This window comes from Streptomyces solicavernae (genome assembly GCF_029968095.1).
In the GTDB taxonomy this organism is placed as follows: Bacteria; Actinomycetota; Actinomycetes; order Streptomycetales; family Streptomycetaceae; genus Streptomyces; species Streptomyces solicavernae.
Genome location: NZ_JASCIR010000032.1, coordinates 22,201 through 43,961, shown reverse-complemented (window position 1 = coordinate 43,961; position 21,761 = coordinate 22,201). Strand labels below are relative to the sequence as shown.

General features: G+C 72.0%; 24 protein-coding genes. 2 read left to right on the top strand and 22 right to left on the bottom strand.

The window, feature by feature from the left end; translation table 11 throughout:
* Positions 1-21: 21 nt before the first annotated feature.
* The 11 genes from lgt to hisI form a co-directional block, all read right to left on the bottom strand.
* A complete protein-coding gene (gene lgt / locus QIS99_RS26785; protein ID WP_282516232.1) occupies positions 22-984 on the bottom strand; it encodes a prolipoprotein diacylglyceryl transferase in 963 nt (320 codons plus the stop codon).
* A gap of 277 nt (positions 985-1,261) precedes the next feature.
* Positions 1,262-2,038 carry a DsbA family protein gene (locus QIS99_RS26780; protein WP_282516231.1) on the bottom strand — a complete coding sequence of 259 codons (777 nt, stop codon included), beginning with the start codon at positions 2,036-2,038 and terminating at the stop codon, positions 1,262-1,264.
* A gap of 125 nt (positions 2,039-2,163) precedes the next feature.
* Entirely contained in the window at positions 2,164-2,979 is an 816-nt protein-coding gene (gene trpA / locus QIS99_RS26775; RefSeq protein ID WP_282516230.1) for a tryptophan synthase subunit alpha, read from the bottom strand.
* On the bottom strand, positions 2,976-4,265 hold the full coding sequence (gene trpB, locus QIS99_RS26770; protein WP_282516261.1) for a tryptophan synthase subunit beta: 1,290 nt from the start codon (positions 4,263-4,265) through the stop codon (positions 2,976-2,978). Before trpB ends, trpA begins: the two co-directional genes overlap by 4 nt.
* Before the next feature lie 136 nt (positions 4,266-4,401).
* Positions 4,402-4,578: a tryptophan biosynthesis modulator TrpM gene (gene trpM / locus QIS99_RS32400; protein WP_408909640.1), complete on the bottom strand. Its 177-nt coding sequence runs from the start codon at positions 4,576-4,578 to the stop codon at positions 4,402-4,404.
* Positions 4,579-4,588: 10 nt separating this feature from the next.
* A complete protein-coding gene (gene trpC, locus QIS99_RS26765) occupies positions 4,589-5,398 on the bottom strand; it encodes an indole-3-glycerol phosphate synthase TrpC (RefSeq protein ID WP_282516229.1) in 810 nt (269 codons plus the stop codon).
* A 307-nt stretch (positions 5,399-5,705) separates the two neighbouring features.
* Positions 5,706-6,113: a DUF2752 domain-containing protein gene (locus QIS99_RS26760; protein ID WP_282516260.1), complete on the bottom strand. Its 408-nt coding sequence runs from the start codon at positions 6,111-6,113 to the stop codon at positions 5,706-5,708.
* Between the two features lie 413 nt (positions 6,114-6,526).
* Entirely contained in the window at positions 6,527-6,754 is a 228-nt protein-coding gene (locus tag QIS99_RS26755; RefSeq protein WP_282516228.1) for an HGxxPAAW family protein, read from the bottom strand.
* Between the two features lie 171 nt (positions 6,755-6,925).
* On the bottom strand, positions 6,926-7,564 hold the full coding sequence (locus QIS99_RS26750) for a TIGR02234 family membrane protein (protein ID WP_282516227.1): 639 nt from the start codon (positions 7,562-7,564) through the stop codon (positions 6,926-6,928).
* Positions 7,564-9,126, bottom strand: a complete 1,563-nt coding sequence (locus QIS99_RS26745; RefSeq protein ID WP_282516259.1) for an anthranilate synthase component I — start codon at positions 9,124-9,126, stop codon at positions 7,564-7,566. The genes QIS99_RS26750 and QIS99_RS26745 overlap by 1 nt, the downstream gene beginning before the upstream one ends.
* Before the next feature lie 20 nt (positions 9,127-9,146).
* Positions 9,147-9,569, bottom strand: coding sequence for a phosphoribosyl-AMP cyclohydrolase (gene hisI / locus QIS99_RS26740; RefSeq protein WP_282516226.1), 423 nt, complete (start codon positions 9,567-9,569; stop codon positions 9,147-9,149).
* Positions 9,570-9,699: 130 nt separating this feature from the next.
* Here hisI and QIS99_RS26735 point away from each other — a divergent pair, with 130 nt between their 5' ends.
* A complete protein-coding gene (locus QIS99_RS26735; RefSeq protein ID WP_282516225.1) occupies positions 9,700-10,335 on the top strand; it encodes a TIGR03085 family metal-binding protein in 636 nt (211 codons plus the stop codon).
* A gap of 22 nt (positions 10,336-10,357) precedes the next feature.
* Here the strand turns inward: QIS99_RS26735 and QIS99_RS26730 are convergent, their stop codons facing one another.
* The 11 genes from QIS99_RS26730 to hisD all read right to left on the bottom strand — a co-directional run bounded on the left by QIS99_RS26730 (position 10,358) and on the right by hisD (position 19,840).
* Complete coding sequence (locus QIS99_RS26730) at positions 10,358-11,569, bottom strand: cytochrome P450 family protein (RefSeq protein WP_282516224.1); 1,212 nt, start codon at positions 11,567-11,569, stop codon at positions 10,358-10,360.
* A 159-nt stretch (positions 11,570-11,728) separates the two neighbouring features.
* Positions 11,729-13,126 carry an MFS transporter gene (locus tag QIS99_RS26725; protein ID WP_282516223.1) on the bottom strand — a complete coding sequence of 466 codons (1,398 nt, stop codon included), beginning with the start codon at positions 13,124-13,126 and terminating at the stop codon, positions 11,729-11,731.
* Positions 13,123-13,836 (bottom strand): ArsR/SmtB family transcription factor, encoded by a 714-nt coding sequence (locus QIS99_RS26720; RefSeq protein ID WP_282516222.1) that lies wholly within the window; start codon positions 13,834-13,836, stop codon positions 13,123-13,125. Before QIS99_RS26720 ends, QIS99_RS26725 begins: the two co-directional genes overlap by 4 nt.
* Before the next feature lie 166 nt (positions 13,837-14,002).
* Positions 14,003-14,758: an imidazole glycerol phosphate synthase subunit HisF gene (gene hisF / locus QIS99_RS26715; protein WP_282516221.1), complete on the bottom strand. Its 756-nt coding sequence runs from the start codon at positions 14,756-14,758 to the stop codon at positions 14,003-14,005.
* Entirely contained in the window at positions 14,755-15,177 is a 423-nt protein-coding gene (locus QIS99_RS26710) for a RidA family protein (RefSeq protein WP_282516220.1), read from the bottom strand. Before QIS99_RS26710 ends, hisF begins: the two co-directional genes overlap by 4 nt.
* The gene (gene priA, locus QIS99_RS26705) at positions 15,174-15,899 is read right to left on the bottom strand and encodes a bifunctional 1-(5-phosphoribosyl)-5-((5-phosphoribosylamino)methylideneamino)imidazole-4-carboxamide isomerase/phosphoribosylanthranilate isomerase PriA (RefSeq protein ID WP_282516219.1); all 726 of its coding nucleotides are present in this window, start codon (positions 15,897-15,899) and stop codon (positions 15,174-15,176) included. The genes QIS99_RS26710 and priA overlap by 4 nt, the downstream gene beginning before the upstream one ends.
* A 5-nt stretch (positions 15,900-15,904) precedes the next feature.
* Positions 15,905-16,543, bottom strand: a complete 639-nt coding sequence (hisH, locus tag QIS99_RS26700) for an imidazole glycerol phosphate synthase subunit HisH (protein ID WP_282516218.1) — start codon at positions 16,541-16,543, stop codon at positions 15,905-15,907.
* A 45-nt stretch (positions 16,544-16,588) separates the two neighbouring features.
* On the bottom strand, positions 16,589-16,753 hold the full coding sequence (locus QIS99_RS26695) for a hypothetical protein (protein WP_282516217.1): 165 nt from the start codon (positions 16,751-16,753) through the stop codon (positions 16,589-16,591).
* Between the two features lie 2 nt (positions 16,754-16,755).
* On the bottom strand, positions 16,756-17,349 hold the full coding sequence (gene hisB, locus QIS99_RS26690) for an imidazoleglycerol-phosphate dehydratase HisB (RefSeq protein ID WP_282516216.1): 594 nt from the start codon (positions 17,347-17,349) through the stop codon (positions 16,756-16,758).
* On the bottom strand, positions 17,346-18,467 hold the full coding sequence (locus QIS99_RS26685; RefSeq protein ID WP_282516215.1) for a histidinol-phosphate transaminase: 1,122 nt from the start codon (positions 18,465-18,467) through the stop codon (positions 17,346-17,348). Before QIS99_RS26685 ends, hisB begins: the two co-directional genes overlap by 4 nt.
* Positions 18,464-19,840 carry a histidinol dehydrogenase gene (hisD, locus tag QIS99_RS26680; RefSeq protein WP_282516214.1) on the bottom strand — a complete coding sequence of 459 codons (1,377 nt, stop codon included), beginning with the start codon at positions 19,838-19,840 and terminating at the stop codon, positions 18,464-18,466. Before hisD ends, QIS99_RS26685 begins: the two co-directional genes overlap by 4 nt.
* A 261-nt stretch (positions 19,841-20,101) precedes the next feature.
* Between hisD and QIS99_RS26675 the strand changes: the two genes are divergently transcribed.
* Positions 20,102-21,649 carry an oxidoreductase gene (locus QIS99_RS26675; RefSeq protein WP_282516258.1) on the top strand — a complete coding sequence of 516 codons (1,548 nt, stop codon included), beginning with the start codon at positions 20,102-20,104 and terminating at the stop codon, positions 21,647-21,649.
* Positions 21,650-21,761: the final 112 nt, after the last annotated feature.

The window sequence follows — 21,761 nt, the reverse complement described above, 5'->3', positions numbered from 1 at the left end:
GGCGGGACTGGGGAAGGGCCGTCAGAGTTTCTTTGCGGGCTTGGTCTCGTCAGAGCCGTCGGACTCGTCAGAGCCGTCGGACTCGTCAGAGCCGTCGGACTCCTCGGAACCCTTGCCCGAGGAGGAACCCGCGTCCGAGGACGACGGCTCGTCCTCAGGATCCCCCGGCTCCACGACCTCCTCCCGCCCCGGCCGCAGCCGAGCCGACACCACGATGTACGCCACCGCCAGCAGGAAGACGAAGATCGACGTCCAGACGTTCAACCGCAGCCCGAACACGTCGTCCATCTGCACGTTGTCCACACGCATGTACTCGATCCAGCCGCGCCCCGTGCAGTACGCGGCGACGTACAGGGCGAACGCCCGCCCGTGGCCCAGCCTGAAGCGCCGGTCGGCCCAGATGACCAGGACCGCGACGCCGATGCACCACAGCGACTCGTACAGGAACGTCGGGTGGTACGTGCCCGGCACCCGGCCGCCGTCTACACGGGTGATCTCCAGAGCCCACGGCAGGTCCGTCGCACGGCCGTACAGCTCCTGGTTGAACCAGTTGCCCCAGCGGCCGATGGCCTGGGCGAAGGCGATGCCGGGCGCGACGGCGTCCGCGTACGCGGGGAGCGGGATGCCGCGGCGGCGGCAGCCGATCCACGCGCCCAGCGCACCGAGCACGATGGCGCCCCAGATGCCGAGGCCGCCCTCCCAGATCTTGAGGGCGTCGACGGGGTTGCGGCCCTCGCCGAAGTACAGCTTGTAGTCGGTGATGACGTGGTAGAGCCGCCCGCCGACGAGGCCGAAGGGCACCGCCCACACGGCGATGTCCGCCACCGTCCCGGCACGGCCGCCGCGGGCGATCCACCGGCGGCCGCCGAGCCAGACGGCCACGAAGACGCCGATGATGATGCAGAACGCGTAGCCGCGCAGGGGGATGCCGAAGGGGTCGATCTCACCCTTGGCCGGGCTGGGAATGAAGGCAAGGAATTCCATGGCGGGGTCGACGCTACCGTGCCGGGCGGCATGCACGGCAATCCGCCCGGCCTAGGGCCTGTCCGGCGGATCTTCGCGGAACAGGCCGCGGCGTCTGGTGCGTGCTCTGGGGGTCCCCCCGGCCGAAGGCTGGGGGAGTGCGCCCGGATCGCCCTCGTACTGGACGTACTTGGGTGATTCGGGCGTGCGGCGAGAGTGCGTGCCAGGCGTCGTGGGCCCGCGAAGATCCGCCGGACAGGCCCTAACGGCTCCGTAACGGGCCCCGGCCCGCGCGCCGCTACTTGTTGGCGGCCTCGACCAGTTGCTTGAGCTTGGCGGGCGTCAGCGGGTTCTTCTGGTCGCCGAAGATGTCCTTGCCGTCGAGCAGCACGGTCGGTGTGCCCCGGAAGCCGCCCTTCTGGAACGCCTCGTTGGAGCGGGCCACCCAGCTGTCGTGCTTGCCGTCGTTCACACACGCCTCGAACGCCGGGGTTTTCAGGCCCTCGACCTTCCCGGCGAGTTCGAGGAGCTTGCTGTTCTCCGCGAAGGCGTCGTCGGTTTCCTGCGGCTGGTTCTGGAACAGCACGTCGTGGTACGGGGTGAACTTCCCGGCGTCCTGGGCACAGGCCGCGGCGTTGGCGGCGCGCACGGAGCCGGTGCCGCCCATGTTGCCGTCGATGATCGTGGCGAGGTGGTACTCGACCTTGAGCTGGCCCTTGTCGACGAGTTCGTGGATCGTAGCGCGGTACATGTTCTCGAAGTTGGCGCAGGCCGGGCAGCGGAAGTCCTCCCAGATCGTGAGGGTCGACTTGGCGCTCTCCTGGCCGACCGGGATGGCCAGCCCGTCCTTGCCCATCGCCCCCTTCGGCGCCACGACCGGGCCCGCGGTCTCCTCCTCGTCCTTGCCCGCGTTGGCGGCGATCACCCCGACGACGGCGGCCAGGCCGAGCACTCCGACCACGGCGGCGGCCACGATCATCGTGCGGCGGCGGCGCTCCCGCGCCTTCTGCTTCTCGCGCTCGATCGCCAGCCGTTCGCGGGCGGTGCGCTTTCCCTCACGGTTCTTCTCGCTCACACCCCGCAAACGAACCGGGGAGGCATGAGCATGCCTCCCCGGTCCCAGGTCCACCCGTACGAGCGATGAGCCCGCCAGGCTGTTCCGTACCGCCTTGTGCGCCTACCGCGTGCGGCCGTACGCCGTTACGCGCGGCCGCGCACGCCTTCCGCGAGGTCGGCGGCGAGTGCCCGTACCGCGTCGAGTCCTGCGGCCTCGTCGGGGGCGTCGAGCATGGCCTTCACGAAGGCCGAGCCGACGATCACGCCGTCCGCGAAGCCCGCGACCTCGGCGGCCTGCCGGGCGTTGGAGACGCCGAGGCCGACGCAGACCGGCAGGTCGGTGGTGGCGCGGGTGCGCCGCACCAGGTCGGCGGCCTGCGAGCCGACGGACTCACGGGTACCGGTGACGCCCATGAGCGAGGCCGCGTACACGAAGCCCGAACCGGCCGCCGTGATGGTGGCGAGGCGGGCGTCCTTGCTGCTGGGCGCGACGACGAAGACGGTGCCGAGACCGTGCTTCTCCGCGTGCTCCCGCCACAGGCCGGACTCCTCGACGGGCAGGTCGGGCAGGATGCACCCGGCGCCGCCCGCCTCGGCGAGCTCGGCGGTGAACCGCTCGACGCCGTAGCGGTCGATGGGGTTCCAGTACGTCATGACGAGGATCGGCCTGCCGGTCGCGGCGTGCGCCTCGCGGACCGTGCGGATGACGTCCTTGATCTTGACGCCGCCGCGCAGCGCGATGTCGTCGGCGGTCTGGATGACCGGGCCGTCGAGCACCGGGTCGCTGTGCGGAAGTCCGACCTCCACGACGTCGGCGCCGGACTCCAGGACCGCCTTGGCGGCCGCGATGCCGCCGTCGACGGTCGGGAACCCGGCCGGCAGGTACGCGACGAGCGCGGCCCGGCCCTCGGCCTTGGCCCCGGCGAGGGTCTCGCTCAGCAGCCCTACGTTCCCGCTCACTTGGCGTCCCCCTCGATCTCGGCGGTGTCGGCGGCGTCGGCCGCGACCTCGGCGTCGGTGCCCTCGTCGTACAGGCCGAAGTAGCGCGCGGCCGTGTCCATGTCCTTGTCGCCGCGCCCGGACAGATTGACGACGATCAGGCCGTCCTTGCCGAGCTCCTTGCCGACCTCGATCGCGCCGGCCAGGGCATGCGCGCTCTCGATCGCCGGAATGATGCCCTCCGTACGGGAGAGAAGCCGCAGCGCCTGCATCGCGGCGTCGTCGGTCACGGCGCGGTACTCGCCGCGTCCGCTGTCCTTGAGGTACGCGTGCTCCGGGCCGATGCCCGGGTAGTCGAGCCCGGCCGAGATCGAGTACGGCTCGGTGATCTGGCCCTCCTCGTCCTGCAGGACGTACGACCGCGAGCCGTGCAGGATGCCCGGCTCGCCCGCGGTCAGGGTGGCCGCGTGCTCGCCGGTCTCGACGCCGTGCCCGGCGGGCTCGCAGCCGATCAGGCGTACGTCCGCGTCCGGGATGAAGGCGTGGAACAGGCCGATGGCGTTGGAGCCGCCGCCGACGCAGGCGACGGCCGCGTCGGGCAGGCGGCCCGCCTGCTCCAGGATCTGTCGGCGGGCCTCGACACCGATGACGCGGTGGAAGTCGCGGACCATCGCCGGGAAGGGGTGCGGGCCCGCGACCGTGCCGAAGAGGTAGTGCGTGCGGTCGACGTTGGCGACCCAGTCGCGGAACGCCTCGTTGATGGCGTCCTTGAGGGTGCGGCTGCCGGACTTCACGGCGATGACCTCGGCGCCGAGCATCCGCATCCGGGCCACGTTGAGGGCCTGGCGCTGGGTGTCGATCTCGCCCATGTAGATGGTGCAGTCGAGGCCGAAGAGGGCGCAGGCGGTGGCCGTGGCGACGCCGTGCTGGCCTGCGCCGGTCTCGGCGATGACGCGGGTCTTGCCCATGCGCTTGGTGAGCAGGGCCTGGCCGAGCACGTTGTTGATCTTGTGCGAGCCGGTGTGGTTCAGGTCCTCGCGCTTGAGGAACACCCGTGCGCCACCGGCGTGTTCGGCGAACCGCGGCACTTCGGTGAGCGAGCTGGGCCGCCCGGTGTAGTGCACGAGCAGATCGTCGAGCTCACGCGCGAACTCGGGGTCGTTCTTGGCCTTGTCGTACTCGACGGCGACCTCGTCGACGGCGGCGACGAGCGCCTCCGGAATGAACTTCCCGCCGAAGGCGCCGAAGTAGCCCTGGGGCGTGGGGACCTGGCCGTCCGGGTCGGGAATGAAGAACTGGCTGGACATGCTGGACATGCTGGACATGCTCCTAGTGGGTACGCAAGATCAGCCCGTCCTGGGGGCACCTCCCAGCGGTAGCTGGGGGAACTTGAGGACGAGCCGTTCAGGCGATCAAGGGGGTCCGGGAGTCCGGGGCCCCCGGTTACGGGAAGGGGCGGGGCTGGGGAAGAAACCCCGTCGCCCCGCGCCATCGCATCCCGTTGACCTGACCGGGCTCGGAGCCGATCACGTACCGCACCCGGCGCCCGTGCACCCGCCGCGCGGGCGCCTGGCAGCCGCGGGGGCGGCAACCGGGTGCGAGGCGGGCGGCGATGGGCATGGGAGGGGGCTCAGCTCCGTCCGTGCCGCAGCGCGGGGTGCGCGCCCGCGGCCACGAGGTCCACCACGGCGGCCTTGGGGTCCTTGCCCGTTACGAGGGACTCGCCCACGAGGACCGCGTCCGCGCCGTCGTTGGCGTACGCGATCAGGTCGTGCGGGCCGCGCACACCGGACTCGGCGATGCGCACGATGTGCGGCGGGATCTCCGGGGCGACGCGGGTGAAGGTCGAGCGTTCGACCTTCAGGGTCTTCAGGTCGCGCGCGTTCACGCCGATGATCTTCGCGCCCGCGTCCACCGCCCGCTCGACCTCCTCCTCGTCGTGCACCTCGACGAGCGGCGTGAGCCCGATGGACTCGGCGCGCTCGATGAGGGAGACGAGGGCCTCCTGGTCGAGGGCGGCGACGATCAGCAGCACGAGGTCCGCGCCGTACGCCCGGGCCTCCCACAGCTGGTACGCCGAGACGATGAAGTCCTTGCGCAGGATGGGGATGTCGACCTTGGCGCGGACGGCCTCCAGGTCGGCGAGCGAACCTCCGAAGCGCCGCTGCTCGGTGAGGACGGAGATGACGGCGGCGCCGCCCGCCTCGTAGTCGGCGGCGAGGCCGGCCGGGTCGGCGATCGCGGCGAGCGCGCCCTTGGACGGGCTGGAGCGCTTGACCTCGCAGATCACCTTGACGCTGTCGCCGCGCAGGGCGGCCACTCCGTCCTTGGCCTGGGGAGCCTTCGCGGCCCGCTCCTTGAGCTCGTCGAGGCTGACGCGCGCCTGCCGCTCGGCGAGGTCCTCACGCACGCCTTCGATGATCTCGTCGAGCACACTCACGCGAGCGGCCCCCTTCCCTGACGGCTGAGCAAGCTGGCTGCACCGGATCCCGCGGATCCGGTGGGGAACTGTCCCACCGTGGTCGCAGCGCCATGGGCGCATTCCGGTAGGCACTGCGATGGTATCCGGACACCGGCCGAGGCTCCGCATCCGGTGGACGGCGGTCCCACTACCTGGACGTTCACCGGGGAGTGGGCCCCGTCCCGTGCCCCGTCCCGTACCCCGTCCCGTACCCCGTCCTGTACTGCTGCGTTCACGGCGCTCGCAACGGTCACGGCGGTCACGGCGGTCACGGCGGTCACGGCGGTCACGGCGCGAGCCAGGCGCCGAAGGGCAGGTTGCGTACGACGCTGAAAACCGCGAGGACCGCGCCGATCGTCCACAGCTGCGCGTTGCTCGGAATCGGCCGCCAGGCGCGCCCGCGGGCCGACGCGACGGTCCACGCGACCCAGCCGACGGCGAAGACCACGAAGCCCACGACGGCGGCCGCGTTGGCGCCGAGCGCGGTGAGGAAGTCGCCGGTGATGAACGCGTGCGCGCTGCGCAGCCCGCCGCAGCCGGGGCAGAGGATCCCGGTGAGCGCGAGCAGCGGGCAGGCCGGGTAGTGACCGGGCTCGTTGGGATCGACGGACCCGACGTACGCGAAGGCCGCGGCGACCGAGCCGAGCACGGCGACCGGCACGAGCAGCCGCTTGGCGACGGCACCCGGACGCATGTCCGCCGTGGGCGCGGGCGGGGGTACGGACGCGGGTACGGACGCGGGCGCGGAGGGGTGGGCGGGTGCGGGTGCGGGCGTGTGCGCAGGGGCGGGTGCGGGGGTGTGCGGGGTGGCGGTGCGTTCGGCGGTCACCCCCCGCATTCTGCCTTGCCGCCCGGTGCGGCGCCCGGGGACGGCCGCTCCCGGGACGGGACGTGTGGCCTGGCTGTTCGGGGCCTTCGGCCTGGGCTCGGGCGGGCGGGGCGGCGGCAGGGTGGAGGGGCGCCGCATGGCTGTCTGTGGACGGACGGGTCCGCAGACGGAAGGGGGCGGAACCGGTGCTCCCGGTTCCGCCCCCTTCGCGTCGGCACGGTGTGTGCGGCTCAGCTCACGCAGGCACGGGGTGCTTACGGCTCAGCTCTCGGCGTGGCTCAGCCCTCGGCGCGGACGACCACGTGGTGCGCGGCCTTCGGCTGGCCCAGGCCCGCGGCGCGCATCGCCATACCGACCACGCCACCGAGGACGACGACGACCATGCCGCCCCAGAATCCCAGCGGCTGGTTCATGACCATGAAGGCACCGCTGATGCAGAAGCCGATGAACGCGATGATGACGCCGGTCCAGGCGGCCGGGGTGTGTCCGTGGCTGCTGCCCGCCATGAGTTGCTCCTCGTGTGCTGAAAGTCGAAAGCTCAGACCCATTGTATGGACCGCGGCCGGGCTGCCTCCGTCCAGCCCCTGAACCGTGGGCAACCTCACCCGGCGGGTGCGGCCCGACTAGGGCCCGTCTCCCCGATCTGTGCGGGCCCGCGAAGATCGGGGAGACGGGCCCTAGTTCGTGGGGTCCTCGCCCCGGTCCAGGGCCTTCCACAGGTCCTCGGGGCGGTCCGGGTCGGTCCTGGTCGCCTTGCCGTGGCCGGTGCCCCGCTCGTACTTGCCGGACATCGCGGGCCAGCTCGCGCCGAAGCGCAGCGCGAGCACCCCGGCGAGCAGCAGCAGGAGGCCGCCGGCCGCCGCCACGAACGGCCAGGGCGTGAACGTGACGGCGTCGATGGTGGCGCCGGCCTGTCCGCTGGCCGTGGCCGCCTTCTCGTCGAGGGCGGCGGGGTCCTGCGCGCCGAGCAGGGCCGCGGCGATCGTGCCCGCGCCGCTGAGGGCGAGCAGCGCCGACACCAGGACCCGCCCGGTCCGGCGGACCGCGAACACGGCGACGAGCGCGGCGAGCCCCACTATGGCGAGCGCGGCGGGCACGCCCGTCACATCGCTGCCCTTGGCGATCTGGTGCAGGGCACCGCCCGCCGTGGCGGCGTCACCCTCGGCCCAGGTCTGCCGGGAGGCGAGCAGGGCGACCGCGGCTCCGAGCGCACCGAGCAGCAGGGCTGCGGCGAGGCTGCGCCGGGCGGCGGGGGCCTTGGTCCGCCGGGATTCTGCGCGGGGCTGGGTTACGGCTGCGGAAGTCACGCCCTCCACTATCCCTCACGGTCCGGACGGTCATTCAGGCGGTTGGCGCTGGGCGCGGAGGGACTGTCGGAGCGGGCTGCCGAGAGCCGGTTGGCGCTGTGCACCGCGCGGAGCACGGCCGCCGCCTTGTTGCGGCATTCGGTGTCCTCGGCGACCGGGTCGGAATCGGCCACGACGCCTGCTCCGGCCTGGACGTACGCCGTGCCGTCACGGAGCAGGGCGGTGCGGATGGCGATGGCGGTGTCGGAGTCGCCCGCGAAGTCGAGGTACCCCACGCAGCCGCCGTAGAGGCCGCGGCGGGAGGGCTCCACCTCGTCGATGATCTGCATCGCGCGCGGCTTGGGGGCGCCGGAGAGGGTGCCCGCGGGGAAGCAGGCGGTGAGGACGTCGAACGCGGTGCGGCCGTCGGCGACCTGGCCGGTGACCGTCGACACGATGTGCATCACGTGCGAGTACTTCTCGATCGACATGAAGTCGACCACCTCGACGGAGCCGGGGGTGCAGACCCGCCCAAGGTCGTTGCGGCCCAGGTCGACCAGCATCAGGTGCTCGGCGCGCTCCTTGGGGTCGGCGAGGAGTTCGTCGGCGAGCGCCTGGTCCTGCTGCGGGGTGGCGCCGCGCGGCCGGGTGCCGGCGATGGGGTGCAGCATCGCCCGGCCGTCCTCGACCTTGACGAGGGCTTCGGGACTGGAGCCGACCACGTCGAAGCCGTCGAAGCGGAAGAGGTACATGTACGGCGAGGGGTTGGTGGCGCGCAGCACGCGGTACACGTCCAACGCGCTTGCCGTACAGGGGGTTTCGAAGCGCTGCGAGGGCACGACCTGGAAGGCCTCGCCTGCCCTGATGCGCTCCTTGATGTCCTCGACCGTGTCCTGGTACTCGGCGCCGCCCCACAGCGCGGTGAACTCGGGCAGCGCGGCGTCCGGCAGCGCGGAGGGGTGCTGCGCGACCGGCCGGGCGAGGTCTGCCTCCATGGCGTCGAGGCGGGCGACCGCGTCCGCGTAGGCCTCGTCGACGCCGGTGTCCAGGTCGTTGTGGTTGACGGCGTTGGCGATCAGCAGGACCGAGCCGTCCCAGTGGTCCAGTACGGCGAGGTCGCTGGTGAGGAGCATGGTCAGCTCGGGCACGCTCGTCGGGTTGCTGTCGTCCCGCTCGCCGGAGCCGATCTTCTCCAGGCGGCGCACGATGTCGTACCCGAGGTAGCCGACCATGCCGCCGGTGAACGGGGGCATGCCGTCGTCGTGCAGGTCGCGCGGGGTGTGCAGGGCCTCGACGGTGGCGCGCAGGGCCTTCAGCGGGTCGCCCTCGGTGGGTACGCCGACGGGGACGCCGCCCAACCAGTGCGCCTGGCCGTCGCGCTCGGTCAGGGTGGCGGAGCTGCGGACGCCGACGAAGGAGTACCGGGACCAGGATCTGCCGTTCTCCGCGGATTCGAGCAGGAAGGTGCCGGGGCGCTCGGCGGCGAGCTTGCGGTACAGGCCGACCGGAGTGTCGCCGTCGGCCAGGAGTTTGCGGCTGACGGGGATGACGCGGCGGTCGGCGGCGAGCTTGCGGAAGGTGTCGAGATCCATGCGATCCATGTCGGCCGACCCTACTGACCCGCGGTGCCGGGCTGTTCCACCGGCGTGCCCGGCTGTTCCACCGGCGTGCTGACCGGCTCCGCCGGCGTGCTGACGGGGAGCACATCGGCGTCGAAGCAGGTGCGGGCGCCGGTGTGGCAGGCGGCGCCGACCTGGTCGACCCGGACGAGCACCGTGTCGGCGTCGCAGTCCAGGGCGACGGACTTGACGTGCTGGAAGTGCCCTGAGGTGTCGCCCTTCACCCAGTACTCCCCACGGCTGCGGGACCAGTACGTGCAGCGGCCGGTGGTGAGCGTGCGATGCAGCGCCTCGTCGTCCATCCAACCGAGCATCAGCACTTCGCCGGTGTCGTACTGCTGGGCGATGGCGGGCACGAGACCGTCGGCGCTGCGCTTGAGGCGGGCGGCGATGGCGGGGTCGAGGTTGCTGCTCATGGGCCCATTGTGCCGGGTGACGCGGAGGGCGCGGCGCGGTTGTCCACAGGGTGAGCGCTGCGGTCATACGAATGCCGGGTCCTGTGGAAACGGGTGGGCGCGGTCCGGGGCGCGGGCTTAGCCTTGCAGCATGTCGACCCATGCCAAGCGTGAACGGCTGCTCCTGGCGGACCTGTTGGAGGCGGCGGGCCCCGAGGCCCCCACCCTGTGCGAGGGCTGGACCACTCGGGACCTGGCCGCCCATGTGGTGGTGCGCGAGCGGCGCCCGGACGCCGCGGGCGGCACGCTCGTCAAGGCCCTCGCCCCCCGCCTGGAGCGGGTGCAGGCGGAGTTCCTGGAGAAGCCGTACGAGGAACTGATCCAGCTGATCCGTACGGGCCCGCCGCGGTTCTCGCCGTTCGCCCTGAAGCAGCTCGACGAGGCGGCGAACGCGGTGGAGTTCTATGTGCACGCCGAGGACGTGCGCCGGGCGCAGGAGGACTGGAGCCCGCGCGAGCTCGACCCGGTGTTCGCGGACGCGCTGTGGACGCGCCTGGAGCGGATGGCCCGCGTGCTCGGCCGGAAGTCGCCGACGGGCCTGGTGCTGCGGCGCCCTGACGGCCGTACGGCGGTGGCGCACCGGGGCACTCCGGTGGTGACGGTCACCGGGGAGCCGGGTGAGCTGACGATGTTCGCGTTCGGCCGGCTGGATCACGCGCGTGTGGAGCAGGACGGCGACAAGGAGGCGATCGAACTCCTCCACGGCGCGAAGCAGTTGGGGCTCTGAGGCTCCTTTTTGGGGTTCCGGCTCACCAGCGCACGGGCAGGGTGCGTACGCCCCGGATCAGGAGGCCGCCCACCCACGGCAGCCCGGCCTCGTCGGCACCGGGGGCGAGGCCGGGGCAGCGGTCGAGGAGGGACCGGATCGCGATGCGGCCTTCGAGGCGGGCGAGCGGGGCGCCGAGGCAGTAGTGGAGTCCGTGGCCGAATCCGATGTGGCCGCGGGCGTCCCGGCGGATGTCGAAGCGGTCGGGTTCGGTGAAGCGACCGGAGTCGCGGTCGGCGTCGGCGAGCGCGACGAGGACGGAGACGCCGGCCGGGACGACGGTGTCGCCGATGGGCACGGGCTCGGTCGTCCAGCGGGGCAGGGCGGTCTCGACGGGGCCGTCGTAGCGCAGCATCTCCTCGATCGCGCCGTCGAGCAGCCCGTCGGGGTCGGCGCGCAGCAGCTCCAGCTGGTCGGGGTGGGCGAAGAGGGCGCGCACACCGTTGCCGATGAGGTTGACGGTGGTCTCGTGGCCGGCGATGAGCAGCAGCACGGCCATGCCGATCAGCTCGTCGCCGGAGAGCCGGTCGCCGCCTTCGTCGACGGTGTGGACCAGCGCGCTGAGCAGGTCGTCCCCGGGATGTTCGCGTTTGGCGGCGGTGAGCCCGCGCAAGTAGTCGACCACGTTGCGGTAGGCGGCGCCCAGCAGTTCCTGGTCGGTGGGGGCGACGATCTCGTTGGACCAGGCGCGGAAGGCGTCCCGGTCGGCCGCGGGGACGCCGAGGAGTTCGCTGATGACGGTCATGGGCAGCGGGTACGCGAGGGCGGCGACGAGGTCTGCACGGCCCGTGCCGTCGGCGAGCATCGCGTCGAGGAGTTCATCGGTGATCCGCTGGATGTGCGGGGCGAGCGCGGCGATCCGGCGGGGGCTGAACTCGCGGGCGACGAGCCGCCGCAGCCTGGTGTGGTCGGGGGCGTCGCGCAGCAGCATGTGGGTGAGTGCGGGGCTGTCGGCGCCGTCCTTCCCGTGGGGGTGCAGCGTGGGGTCGACCTTGCGCAGGTCGCGGGTGAGCCGCGGGTCGGTGAGCGCCGCGCGGCAGGCCTCGTGCCCGACGACGAGCCACAGCTCCTGCCCGTCCGGGGTCCGCACGTGGTGCACGGGCCCCCGGGCGCGCAGCGCGGCGTAAACGGGGTAGGGGTCGCGGACGAAGTCGGGGCCGAGGTCCTTCAGGTCCAGGGCGGGGGCCGATGCCATGACGCTCCTCACGCTGCGGATGGGCACGCCTCCCCCGGACGCTACCCGCACACCCGGCCGGGCGCCGCCCTCTTTCGGCCGGGTCCGAAGGTTGCCCGGTGGGGGCACCTGGCTGGTTCCGGCGGGAGTTGCGGCGTGCCGTACGGGCCGGGGTGCGGGTCAGTGCGGTAGTCGGGCGGCGCGCAGGGCGGGGGCGCAGAGACTGAGGGCAGCGCCGAGGGCGCTGAGGGCGGCGCCTGCGAGGAAGACGGGGCCGGTGCCCCAGGTTCCGACGGCGGCGCCGACGGCCGGGTAGCAGAGGGGGGCGACGCCCAGGGTGGCGAGGGTGCACACGGAGGTGACGCGGCCGAGGTGGGTGGGGGCGGTGACGGTCTGCTGGAGCGCCGCGGACACGGCTCCGGCCAGGCCGACGGAGAGCCCGGTGCAGCCCGCCGCGGCCACGGCGAGCGGCATCGAGGGTGCGTAGGCGATGGCGGCGAGGGCGGCGGCACCGGTGATCAGGGTGATGCTCTGGACGACTCCGGGGCGGGGTATGCGTCCGCGTACGGCGAGGAGGGCGGAGGCGGCGCCCGCGCCGATGCCGAAGCCTCCGATGATCCAGCCGAGTCCGGTGGCGCCCCAGCCGCGTTCCTGGGCGAGCAGGGCGATGCCGATGTTGGCGGGCCCGGAGAAGCCGAGTTCGGTGATGGCGAGGACGAGGACGAGCGGCCGCAGCACGGGGTGCCGGGCGATGTACCGCAGTCCGTCGGCCAGTTGGGTGTGGAGGGGTTGTTCGGTTTCGGCACGCGCGACCGCGCTCGCACCCGGCCCCGTATCCGTGCCCGTGCCCGTATCCGTGCCCGTGCCCGTGTCCGTGCCCGACCCCGTATCCGCATCCGCATCCGCATCCGCATCCGTGTGCAGTGGTCGTATGCGTACCGCTGCGAGCAGGGCGAGGGAGAGGGCGAAGAGGGCGCCCGCGGTGCCGAATGCCGCGGCCGAGCCGCCGACGGAGACGGCGAGCCCGCCGAGCGGTCCTGCCGTGACGAGGCCGATGCGGGCGGCGACGCCGCGCATGCCCTGTACGCGGGCGAGTTGGCCGGGTGTGGTCAGGCGGGGCGGCAGGGCGCCGACGGCGGGCAGGAAGAGCGCGTCCAGGGCGCCGAAGGCGAGGGCGGCAGGGGCGAGCAGCCAGAGGCCGGGGTCGGTGACGGTCAGCAGCGCGGCGACGGCGAGCATCACGAGGCAGCGCGCGGTGTCGCTGGCGATGACGACGCGGCGCGGCCCGAACCGGTCGGCGATCACTCCTCCGGCGAGCATCAGCACCGCGCGCGGGGCGGCGCCGAGGGCGAGGACGAGTCCGGCCTGTCCGGGGCTGCCGGTGCGGGTCGCGGCCCAGGCGAGGGCTACGAAGTAGACGGCGTCGCCGATCATCGACGCCGTGTAGGCCGTGAGCCAGCGCAGTACGTTGCCGTCGCGGTGGGCGGGGCGTTCCGCCGCCGATACGGGTGCGGGTGCGGGTGCGGGTGCGGGTGCGGGTGTGGGTGCGCCGAGCGGGGGTTGCGGCGTGCTGGTCATGGCCGGAACGGGAAGCCGTAGAAGTGGACCGCCACGTGTTCGCGCCCTGCTGTCCGGCCGGCTTCCTCGGCGGCGAGGGCCTGGTCCTTGTGGCGCTGAACGACGGCGTGCAGTTCGTTGCTGAGCTGCCGAAGCTCTTCGACGGTCATGCGGGTGAAGGCCTCGGAGCTGAACGAGGCCGAGCGCCATTCCTCGTCCCAGGCGGGGCCTGCGGCTATGAAGTCGCGGTACAGCTCGCCGCGTTGTTCCAGGGAGAGGCGGGAGAGGGCGCTGTGCGCCACGACTTTCTCGGGGGCGTCGGTGAAGTCCCGCTCGCGGGTGCGCACACCGTCCGACGCGGTGCGCCACCAGCGCTCGCGCCCGTCGCCGCCCGGAGTGTCGGCGTCCTCGATGAGGCCGTGCTCGGCGAGTTTGCGCAGGTGGTAGCTGACCAGCGACACCGCCTCGTCGACGGTCGCGGCCAGCTGGGACGCGGTGGCGGTCTCGGCCACATACAGCGCGCGGTAGAGCTTCATGCGCAGCGGATGGCCGAGGGCCTTGAGCGTGGCGAGGTCCTCGATGGTGCGTGGCTCGCCCTGGGAGCTGCGGCGGGCCTGCCGGGCGGCGGCACGCCGGAGTTCGACACTCGCCGGAGCCGTCTCGTCCGTGCCGGGGCCCGTGCCGGAGTCCGTGACGGGCCCCGTGCCGGTGGTGCTGCTCTTCTTCGCCATGCGTTCGAAGGTAGATACGCAAGGAAAGTTGCGCAATAAGTTTTGCACAACTCTGCTGACAGCTAAGCCCGTTGCCGAACTGTGCGGTTGGCTGGTGGTGGCGGAAACGTGCCGTCGGCGGCGGGGAATCAGCTCATCCAGCCCACCCAGCTCACCCAGCTCACCCCTACCGAACCGGGTACCCCGCCCCCCGCAGCGTCCCCTTGACCTCGCCGATGCGCAGGTCGCCGAAGTGGAAGACGGAGGCCGCGAGGACCGCGTCGGCGCCGGCGGCGACCGCGGGCGGGAAGTGATCGAGGCGTCCGGCGCCGCCGGAGGCGATGACGGGGACGGAGACGTGGGCCCGTACGGCCTCGATCATCTCGATGTCGTACCCGTCCTTGGTGCCGTCCGCGTCCATGGAGTTGAGGAGGATCTCGCCCGCGCCCAACTCGGCCGCCCGGTGGGCCCATTCGACCGCGTCGATGCCCGCGGAGCGGCGCCCGCCGTGGGTCGTCACCTCGAAGGAGCCGGATTCCGTGCGGCGCGCGTCGACCGAAAGGACCAGGACCTGGCGGCCGAAGCGCTCGGCGATCTCGCGGATGAGGTCCGGGCGGGCGATCGCGGCCGTGTTGACGCCGACCTTGTCCGCGCCCGCGCGAAGGAGCTTGTCCACGTCCTCGGCCGTGCGGACGCCGCCGCCGACGGTGAGCGGGATGAAGACCTGCTCGGCGGTGCGGCGGACCACGTCGTACGTCGTCTCGCGGTTGCCGGAGGACGCGGTGATGTCCAGGAACGTCAACTCGTCGGCGCCCTCGGCGTCGTACACCTTGGCCATCTCGACGGGGTCGCCCGCGTCGCGCAGGTTCTGGAAGTTGACGCCCTTGACGACCCGGCCGTTGTCCACGTCCAGGCAGGGGATGACTCGGACCGCCAGGGTCATGACTGCTCAGGCTCCTCGTACGCGTCCCGGGCGCCGCCCAGGAAGGCTTCCAGTTCCACTTCGACCAGGATGCGCGGGTCGACGAAGCCGCTGACGACCATCATCGTCATGACCGGGCGCACGGAGTCGAAGACCTCCCGGTGCGCCCGCCCCGCCTCGTCCACGTCCCGCGCGTGGGTCAGGAGCACCCGCGTACGCACCACGGACTCGGCGCCGAGGCCGAACTGCCCGATCGCGTCGAGGGCGTTGGCGAGGGCGACGCGCGTCTGCTCGTACGGGTCGCCCTCGCCATGCAGCACCATCCCCTTGAAGGAGGTGGTGCCGCCGACGACGACCCGGTCGCCCGCCGCGACGGCGCGTGCGAAGCCGAAGGACTCCTCCCAGGGACTGCCGCTCTGCACCCGTCGTACGTCGCTCATGAAGACACGGCCTCCAGGGCCTCTTCGAGGGTGAAGGCCTTGGCGTACAGGGCCTTGCCGACGATGGAGCCCTCGACGCCGAGCGGGACGAGCTCCGCGATGGCGCGCAGGTCGTCGAGCGAGGAGACACCGCCGGAGGCCACAACCGGGCGGTCCGTCGCGGCGCAGACGTTGCGCAGCAGCTCCAGGTTGGGGCCCTGCAGCGTGCCGTCCTTGGCGATGTCCGTCACCACGTAGCGGGCGCAGCCCTCGTTGTTGAGGCGCTCCAGCGTCTCGTAGAGGTCGCCGCCGTCGCGGGTCCAGCCGCGGCCGCGCAGGGTGGTGCCGCGCACGTCCAGGCCGACGGCGATCTTGTCGCCGTGCGAGGCGATGACCTTGGCGACCCACTCGGGGGTCTCCAGGGCTGCCGTGCCCAGGTTGACGCGGGTGCAGCCGGTGGCGAGGGCGGCCTCCAGGGACGCGTCGTCGCGGATGCCGCCGGACAGCTCCACCTTGATGTCCATGGCGCCCGCGACCTCGGCGATCAGCGCGCGGTTGTCGCCGGTGCCGAACGCGGCGTCCAGGTCGACCAGGTGCAGCCACTCGGCGCCGGAGTTCTGCCAGGCGAGTGCGGCCTCCAGCGGGGAGCCGTAGGAGGTCTCGGTGCCGGACTCGCCGTGCACGAGGCGGACGGCCTGGCCGTCGCGGACGTCGACGGCGGGGAGGAGTTCAAGCTTGTTCACAGTCGTCACAGTACGGAGATCCAGTTCTTCAGCAGCTGCGCTCCGGCGTCGCCGGACTTCTCGGGGTGGAACTGCGTCGCCCACAGCGCGCCGTTCTCGACGGCGGCCACGAACTGCTCGCCGTGCGTGGACCAGGTGACGAGCGGGGCGCGCATCGCCGGGTTGGCGGTCTGCAGGGTCCAGTCGTGCACGGCGTACGAGTGCACGAAGTAGTAACGCTCGTCCGGGGAGAGGCCGTTGAACAGCTCGGAGCCCTCGGGGGCCTCGACGGTGTTCCAGCCCATGTGCGGGACGACTTCCGCCTTGAGGGGGCCGACCGTGCCGGGCCACTCGTCCAGGCCCTCGGCCTCGACGCCGTGCTCGATGCCCCGCTCGAAGAGGATCTGCATGCCGACGCAGATGCCCATCACGGGCCGCCCGCCGGAGAGCCTCCGGTCGACGACCCAGTCGCCGCGCGCCTCCTTCAGCCCCTGCATGCAGGCGGAGAAGGCGCCGACGCCGGGGACCAGGAGGCCGTCGGCGTTCATGGCCTGGTCGAAGTCACGGGTGATCTCGACGTCGGCCCCGGCGCGGGCGAGGGCCCGCTCGGCGGAGCGGACGTTGCCGAAGCCGTAGTCGAAGACGACAACTTTCTTCTCAGTCATGTCAGTTCCCGTATTCGAACATGTCAGTTCCCGTATTCGAGCATGTCAGTTCCAGTAGTCGAGCCGCAGGACTCCCGCGAGCAGGCACATGCCGGCGCCGATCGAGAGGAGCGTGACGAGGCTCTTGCCCATGCCCTGCTTGACGAACGAGATGACGCCGCCGATCAGGAACAGGCCGACGACGATGAGGATGGTCGAGAGGCCGTTCATGACTAGAGCGCGCCCTTCGTCGACGGGAGGATGCCGGCGGCCCGCGGGTCCCGCTCGGAGGCGTACCGCAGGGCGCGCGCGAGGGCCTTGAACTGGCACTCCACGATGTGGTGGGCGTTGCGGCCGTACGGCACGTGGATGTGCATGGCGATCTGCGCCTGGGCGACGAAGGACTCGAAGATGTGCCGGGTCATCGTCGTGTCGTACTCGCCGATCATCGGCGCCATGTTCTCGGGCTCGGTGTGCACGAGGTACGGGCGGCCGCTCAGGTCCACCGTCACCTGGGCGAGCGACTCGTCCAGCGGGACCGTGCAGTTGCCGAAGCGATAAATCCCCACCTTGTCGCCGAGGGCCTGCTTGAAGGCGGCGCCCAGGGCGAGGGCGGTGTCCTCGATGGTGTGGTGGCTGTCGATGTGCAGGTCGCCCTCGGTCTTGACGGTGAGGTCGAAGAGGCCGTGGCGGCCGAGCTGGTCGAGCATGTGGTCGTAGAAGCCGACCCCGGTCGAAACATCGACCTTTCCGGTGCCGTCGAGGTCGATCTCGACGAGGACGGAGGTCTCCTTGGTGGTGCGCTCCACGCGCCCGACGCGACTCATGCGCTCTGCTCCTGCTCCTTCTTGAGTTCGCGTACCGCATCGAGGAACGCGTCGTTCTCTTCCGGGGTTCCGGCGGTGACCCGCAGCCAGCCGGGCACGCCGTTGTCCCGCACCAGGACGCCCCGGTCCAGGATCTGCTGCCATACGTCGTGGGCTCCGCCCTCACCCTCGAAGCGGCCGAACTGCACGAAGTTCGCGTCGGACGCGGTGACTTCGTACCCCATCTCCCACAGCTCGCGGACGATCCGGTCGCGCTCCTGCTTGAGCTGGTCCACGTACGCGAGGAGCGTGTCCGTGTGTTCCAGGGCGGCGAGCGCGGTGGCCTGGGTGACGGCGGAGAGGTGGTACGGAAGCCGCACCAGCTGCACCGCGTCCACCACCGCCGGATCGGCGGCGAGGTAGCCGAGGCGCAGCCCGGCCGCGCCGAAGGCCTTGGACATGGTCCGCGAGACGACGAGATTCGGCCGACCTTCGAGCAGCGGGAGCAGCGAGGTCCCGTGGCTGAACTCGACGTACGCCTCGTCCACCACGACCAGGGACGGCTTGGCCGCCTGCGCCGCCTCGTAGAGCGCGAGGACGGTCTCGGCCGGGACGGCGGTGCCCGTGGGATTGTTGGGCGAGGTGATGAAGACGACGTCCGGCTGGTTCTCGGCGATGGCCTTCTCGGCCTGCTCCGTGTTGACCGTGAAGTCGTCGTTGCGGGGCCCGGAGATCCAGCCGGTGCCGGTGCCGCGGGAGATCAGCGAGTGCATCGAGTACGAGGGCTCGAAACCGATCGCCGTACGGCCGGGGCCGCCGAAGGTCTGGAGCAGCTGCTGGATCACTTCGTTGGAGCCGTTGGCCGCCCAGACGTTGGCCGCCGTGACCTCGTGCCCGCCGGTGCGGGTGAGGTAGCGGGCCAGTTCGGTGCGCAGCTCGACCGCGTCCCGGTCCGGGTAGCGGTTCAGCTCGCGGGCGGCCTCGCGGACCCGCTCGGCGATCCGCTCGACCAGCGGCTCGGGCAGCGGGTACGGGTTCTCGTTGGTGTTCAGGCGGACGGGGACGTCCAACTGGGGTGCGCCGTACGGGGACTTGCCGCGGAGCTCTTCGCGGATGGGGAGGTCGTCGATCCTGGTCACTTGGTCCCCGTCACCTCCTGGCCCGGAACCTTCCACTCGCTGCGCTGGTTTGGTTCGCCTCCGACAAAACGCGCCTTGATCGCGGCACCGTGCGCCGGCAGGTCCTCGGCCTCGGCGAGCGTCACCACGTGGTGGGCGACATCGGCGAGGGCGTCCCGCGAGTAGTCCACGATGTGGATGCCGCGCAGGAAGGACTGCACGGACAGGCCGGAGGAGTGGCAGGCGCAACCGCCGGTCGGCAGCACGTGGTTGGAGCCCGCGCAGTAGTCGCCGAGCGAGACCGGCGCCCAGGGGCCGATGAAGATCGCTCCGGCGTTCTTGACGCGGTCGGCCACGGCGGTGGCGTCGGCGGTCTGGATCTCCAGGTGCTCGGCGCCGTACGCGTCGACCACGCGCAGGCCCTCCTCCAGGCCGTCGACCAGGACGATCGCGGACTGGCGTCCCGCCAGGGCGGGCTTGATCCGGTCCTCGATGTGCTTGGTGGCCGCGACCTGCGGCTCCAGCTCCTTCTCGACGGCGTCGGCGAGCGCGACCGAGTCGGTGACGAGGACGGCGGCGGCCATCGGGTCGTGCTCGGCCTGGCTGATCAGGTCGGAGGCGACGTGCGCCGGGTCGGCGGTGTCGTCGGCGAGGATCGCGATCTCGGTCGGTCCGGCCTCGGCGTCGATGCCGATCCTGCCGGTGAAGTAGCGCTTGGCGGCGGCCACCCAGATGTTGCCGGGGCCGGTGACCATGTTGGCCGGGGCGCAGCCGTCGGGGCCTTCGGTGCCGTACGCGAACATGGCCACGGCCTGGGCTCCGCCCACCGCGTACACCTCGTCGACGCCGAGGAGGGCGCAGGCGGCGAGGATCGTCGGGTGCGGAAGCCCGCCGAACTCCTTCTGCGGCGGCGACGCGAGGGCGACAGACTCGACGCCCGCCTCCTGCGCCGGGACCGCGTTCATGATCACGGAGGACGGGTAGACGGAGCGGCCGCCCGGTGCGTACAGGCCGACGCGCTCGACCGGCACCCACTTCTCGGTGACCGTGCCGCCGGGCACGACCTGCGTGGTGTGCGGGGCGCGGCGCTGCTCGCGGTGGACGGTGCGGGCGCGCTTGATGGACTCCTCAAGGGCGGCGCGCACCTCGGGGTCCAGCTCGGCGAGCGCCTTGGCCAGCGCCTCGGCCGGGACCCGGATCTGCTGGAGCTCGACTCCGTCGAACTTCCGCGCGTACTCGATCAGCGCCGCGGTGCCCCGATGATGCACGTCCTCGCAGATGGGCCGCACCTTGTCCAGGGCGGCCGCGACGTCGAACTCGGCACGGGGCAGCAGGTCGCGCAGGGCGCTTCCCTCGGGGAGGGAGTCACCGCGCAGATCGGTTCGGGAGATCACGCCACCAATTCTCGCAGACGGCCCGTGGGGGCGATCGCCCGTATCAATGGCTGATACAAGCCCCTGGCCGATGACGAGACGGGAAAGAGCGGGAACAAGGGCTCCCCGGAAGATCGGCTTCACGACTAGCGTTCGCTCCGTCACGCAGCGGGCATGCAGCGGGCATGACCAGCGGTGCGGGTCCGGGGACGGGGATCGGCACCTTCAGGGCACGGGGTACGGGGAGGAACCGCAGCAGTGGTCGACGGGCAGCACACGGACATGCCGGACGGCCTGACCGCGGCCGAGATCGGCATGTGGCAGGCCTTCCAGAACGGCAGCAGATACGACCTGTCCAGCGGCGACCAGGAGGTGGACGACCCGCACGGCGGCCACCCCTGGGGCCCGGAGCGCAGCGTGCGGGCGCGGGTGATCTGCCTGCTGATGCTGGACGGGCCGCCGCCGCTGCCGGGGCGGGTCTCGTCGATCAAGCTGACCGGGGTGCAGATCACCGGAACCCTTGACGTCGCGGGCGGCACGGTCGAGCCGTACGTGGAGATGAAGGGCTGCCGGTTCGAGAAGGAGATCGTGCTGCCGGAGAGCCGGTTCTCCACGCTGCGCCTGGTGGACTGCTCGATCCCGCGGTTCGAGGCGGCCCGCCTGCACACCGAGGGCGACCTGCACCTGCCGCGCTGCCATGTGCACCGCGGCATCCGCCTCACCGACGCCCAGATCGGCACCGACCTGCTCCTCAACCAGGCCGTGGTCCACCGCGACCGGCGCGGCCGCACGCTCACCGGCGACGGGCTCACGGTCGGCCAGGACTTCCAGGCCGAACTGATGGACTCGCACGGCGAGATGACCCTGCGCGGCGCGCAGATCGGGGTCTCCCTGAGCCTGCGCGGCAGCCGGCTGCTCAACCCGTACGGCAGCAAGGCCCTGAACGCCCCGCAGCTGACCGTGGAGCGCACGCTCTACATGACGCCCGCCGCGGCCTCCAACCCGCCGCTGACCGGCGGTTCGACGCCGGCGCGCGGGGTGCGGGTGCAGAAGTTCGAGTGCCAGGGCGGGATCCGGCTCGACGACGGTCGGTTCGGGGACGCGGTCGACTTCGAGCAGGCCCGCTTCCAGATGGAGAGCGAGCAGGAGCTGTCGCTGCGCCGCATCCAGGCGCCCGAGCTGCGCTTCCTGGGCGAGAAGCCGGCGCGCGGCAGTGTGGTCCTGTCCGGCGCGAAGATCGTCAACCTGATCGACAAGTCGACGAGCTGGCCGGGCCCCGGCCAGCTGCGGGTCGGCGGTTTCACGTACGAGAACCTGGTCCCGCGCGGCAGCTTCCCGCTGGCCCGGCGCCTGGAGTGGGTGCTCTCGGCGACACCCGAGTACAGCCCGGAGCCGTACGAGAAGCTCGCGACGGTGCTGCGCAACAGCGGCGAGGACGCGGACGCGCGCGAGGTGCTGCTCGCCAAGCAGCGCCGCCGCCGCGAGACCCTGCCGCTCGCGGGCAAGTTCTGGGGGTACGCGCAGGACTGGACGGTGGCGTACGGCTACCGGCCGGGCCGGGCGGCGGTGTGGATGGCGGTGCTGTGGGCGCTGGGCGCGATCGCGTTCGCGCAGTACCGGCCGCCCGCCATGAAGTCCGGCGAGGGCCCGGTGTGGAACCCCTCGCTGTACGCCCTCGACCTGCTCGTGCCGGTGATCAACCTGGGCCAGGACGGCCACTGGCGGGTGGAGGGGCACTGGCAGTGGGCGGCGGCCGCGCTGGTGCTGCTCGGCTGGATCCTGGCGACGACGGTGGCGGCGGGCGCGTCAAGGCTGCTGCGGCGCGGCTGAGCCGTCCGGGTGCGGGATTCACCCTCAGGTGTGTCGCGGCCGAACCGTTACCGGTCGGCATACAACCCACGGGCCCGCAGGACCGTCCATCCCTCCGCAACCACCAGGTGCG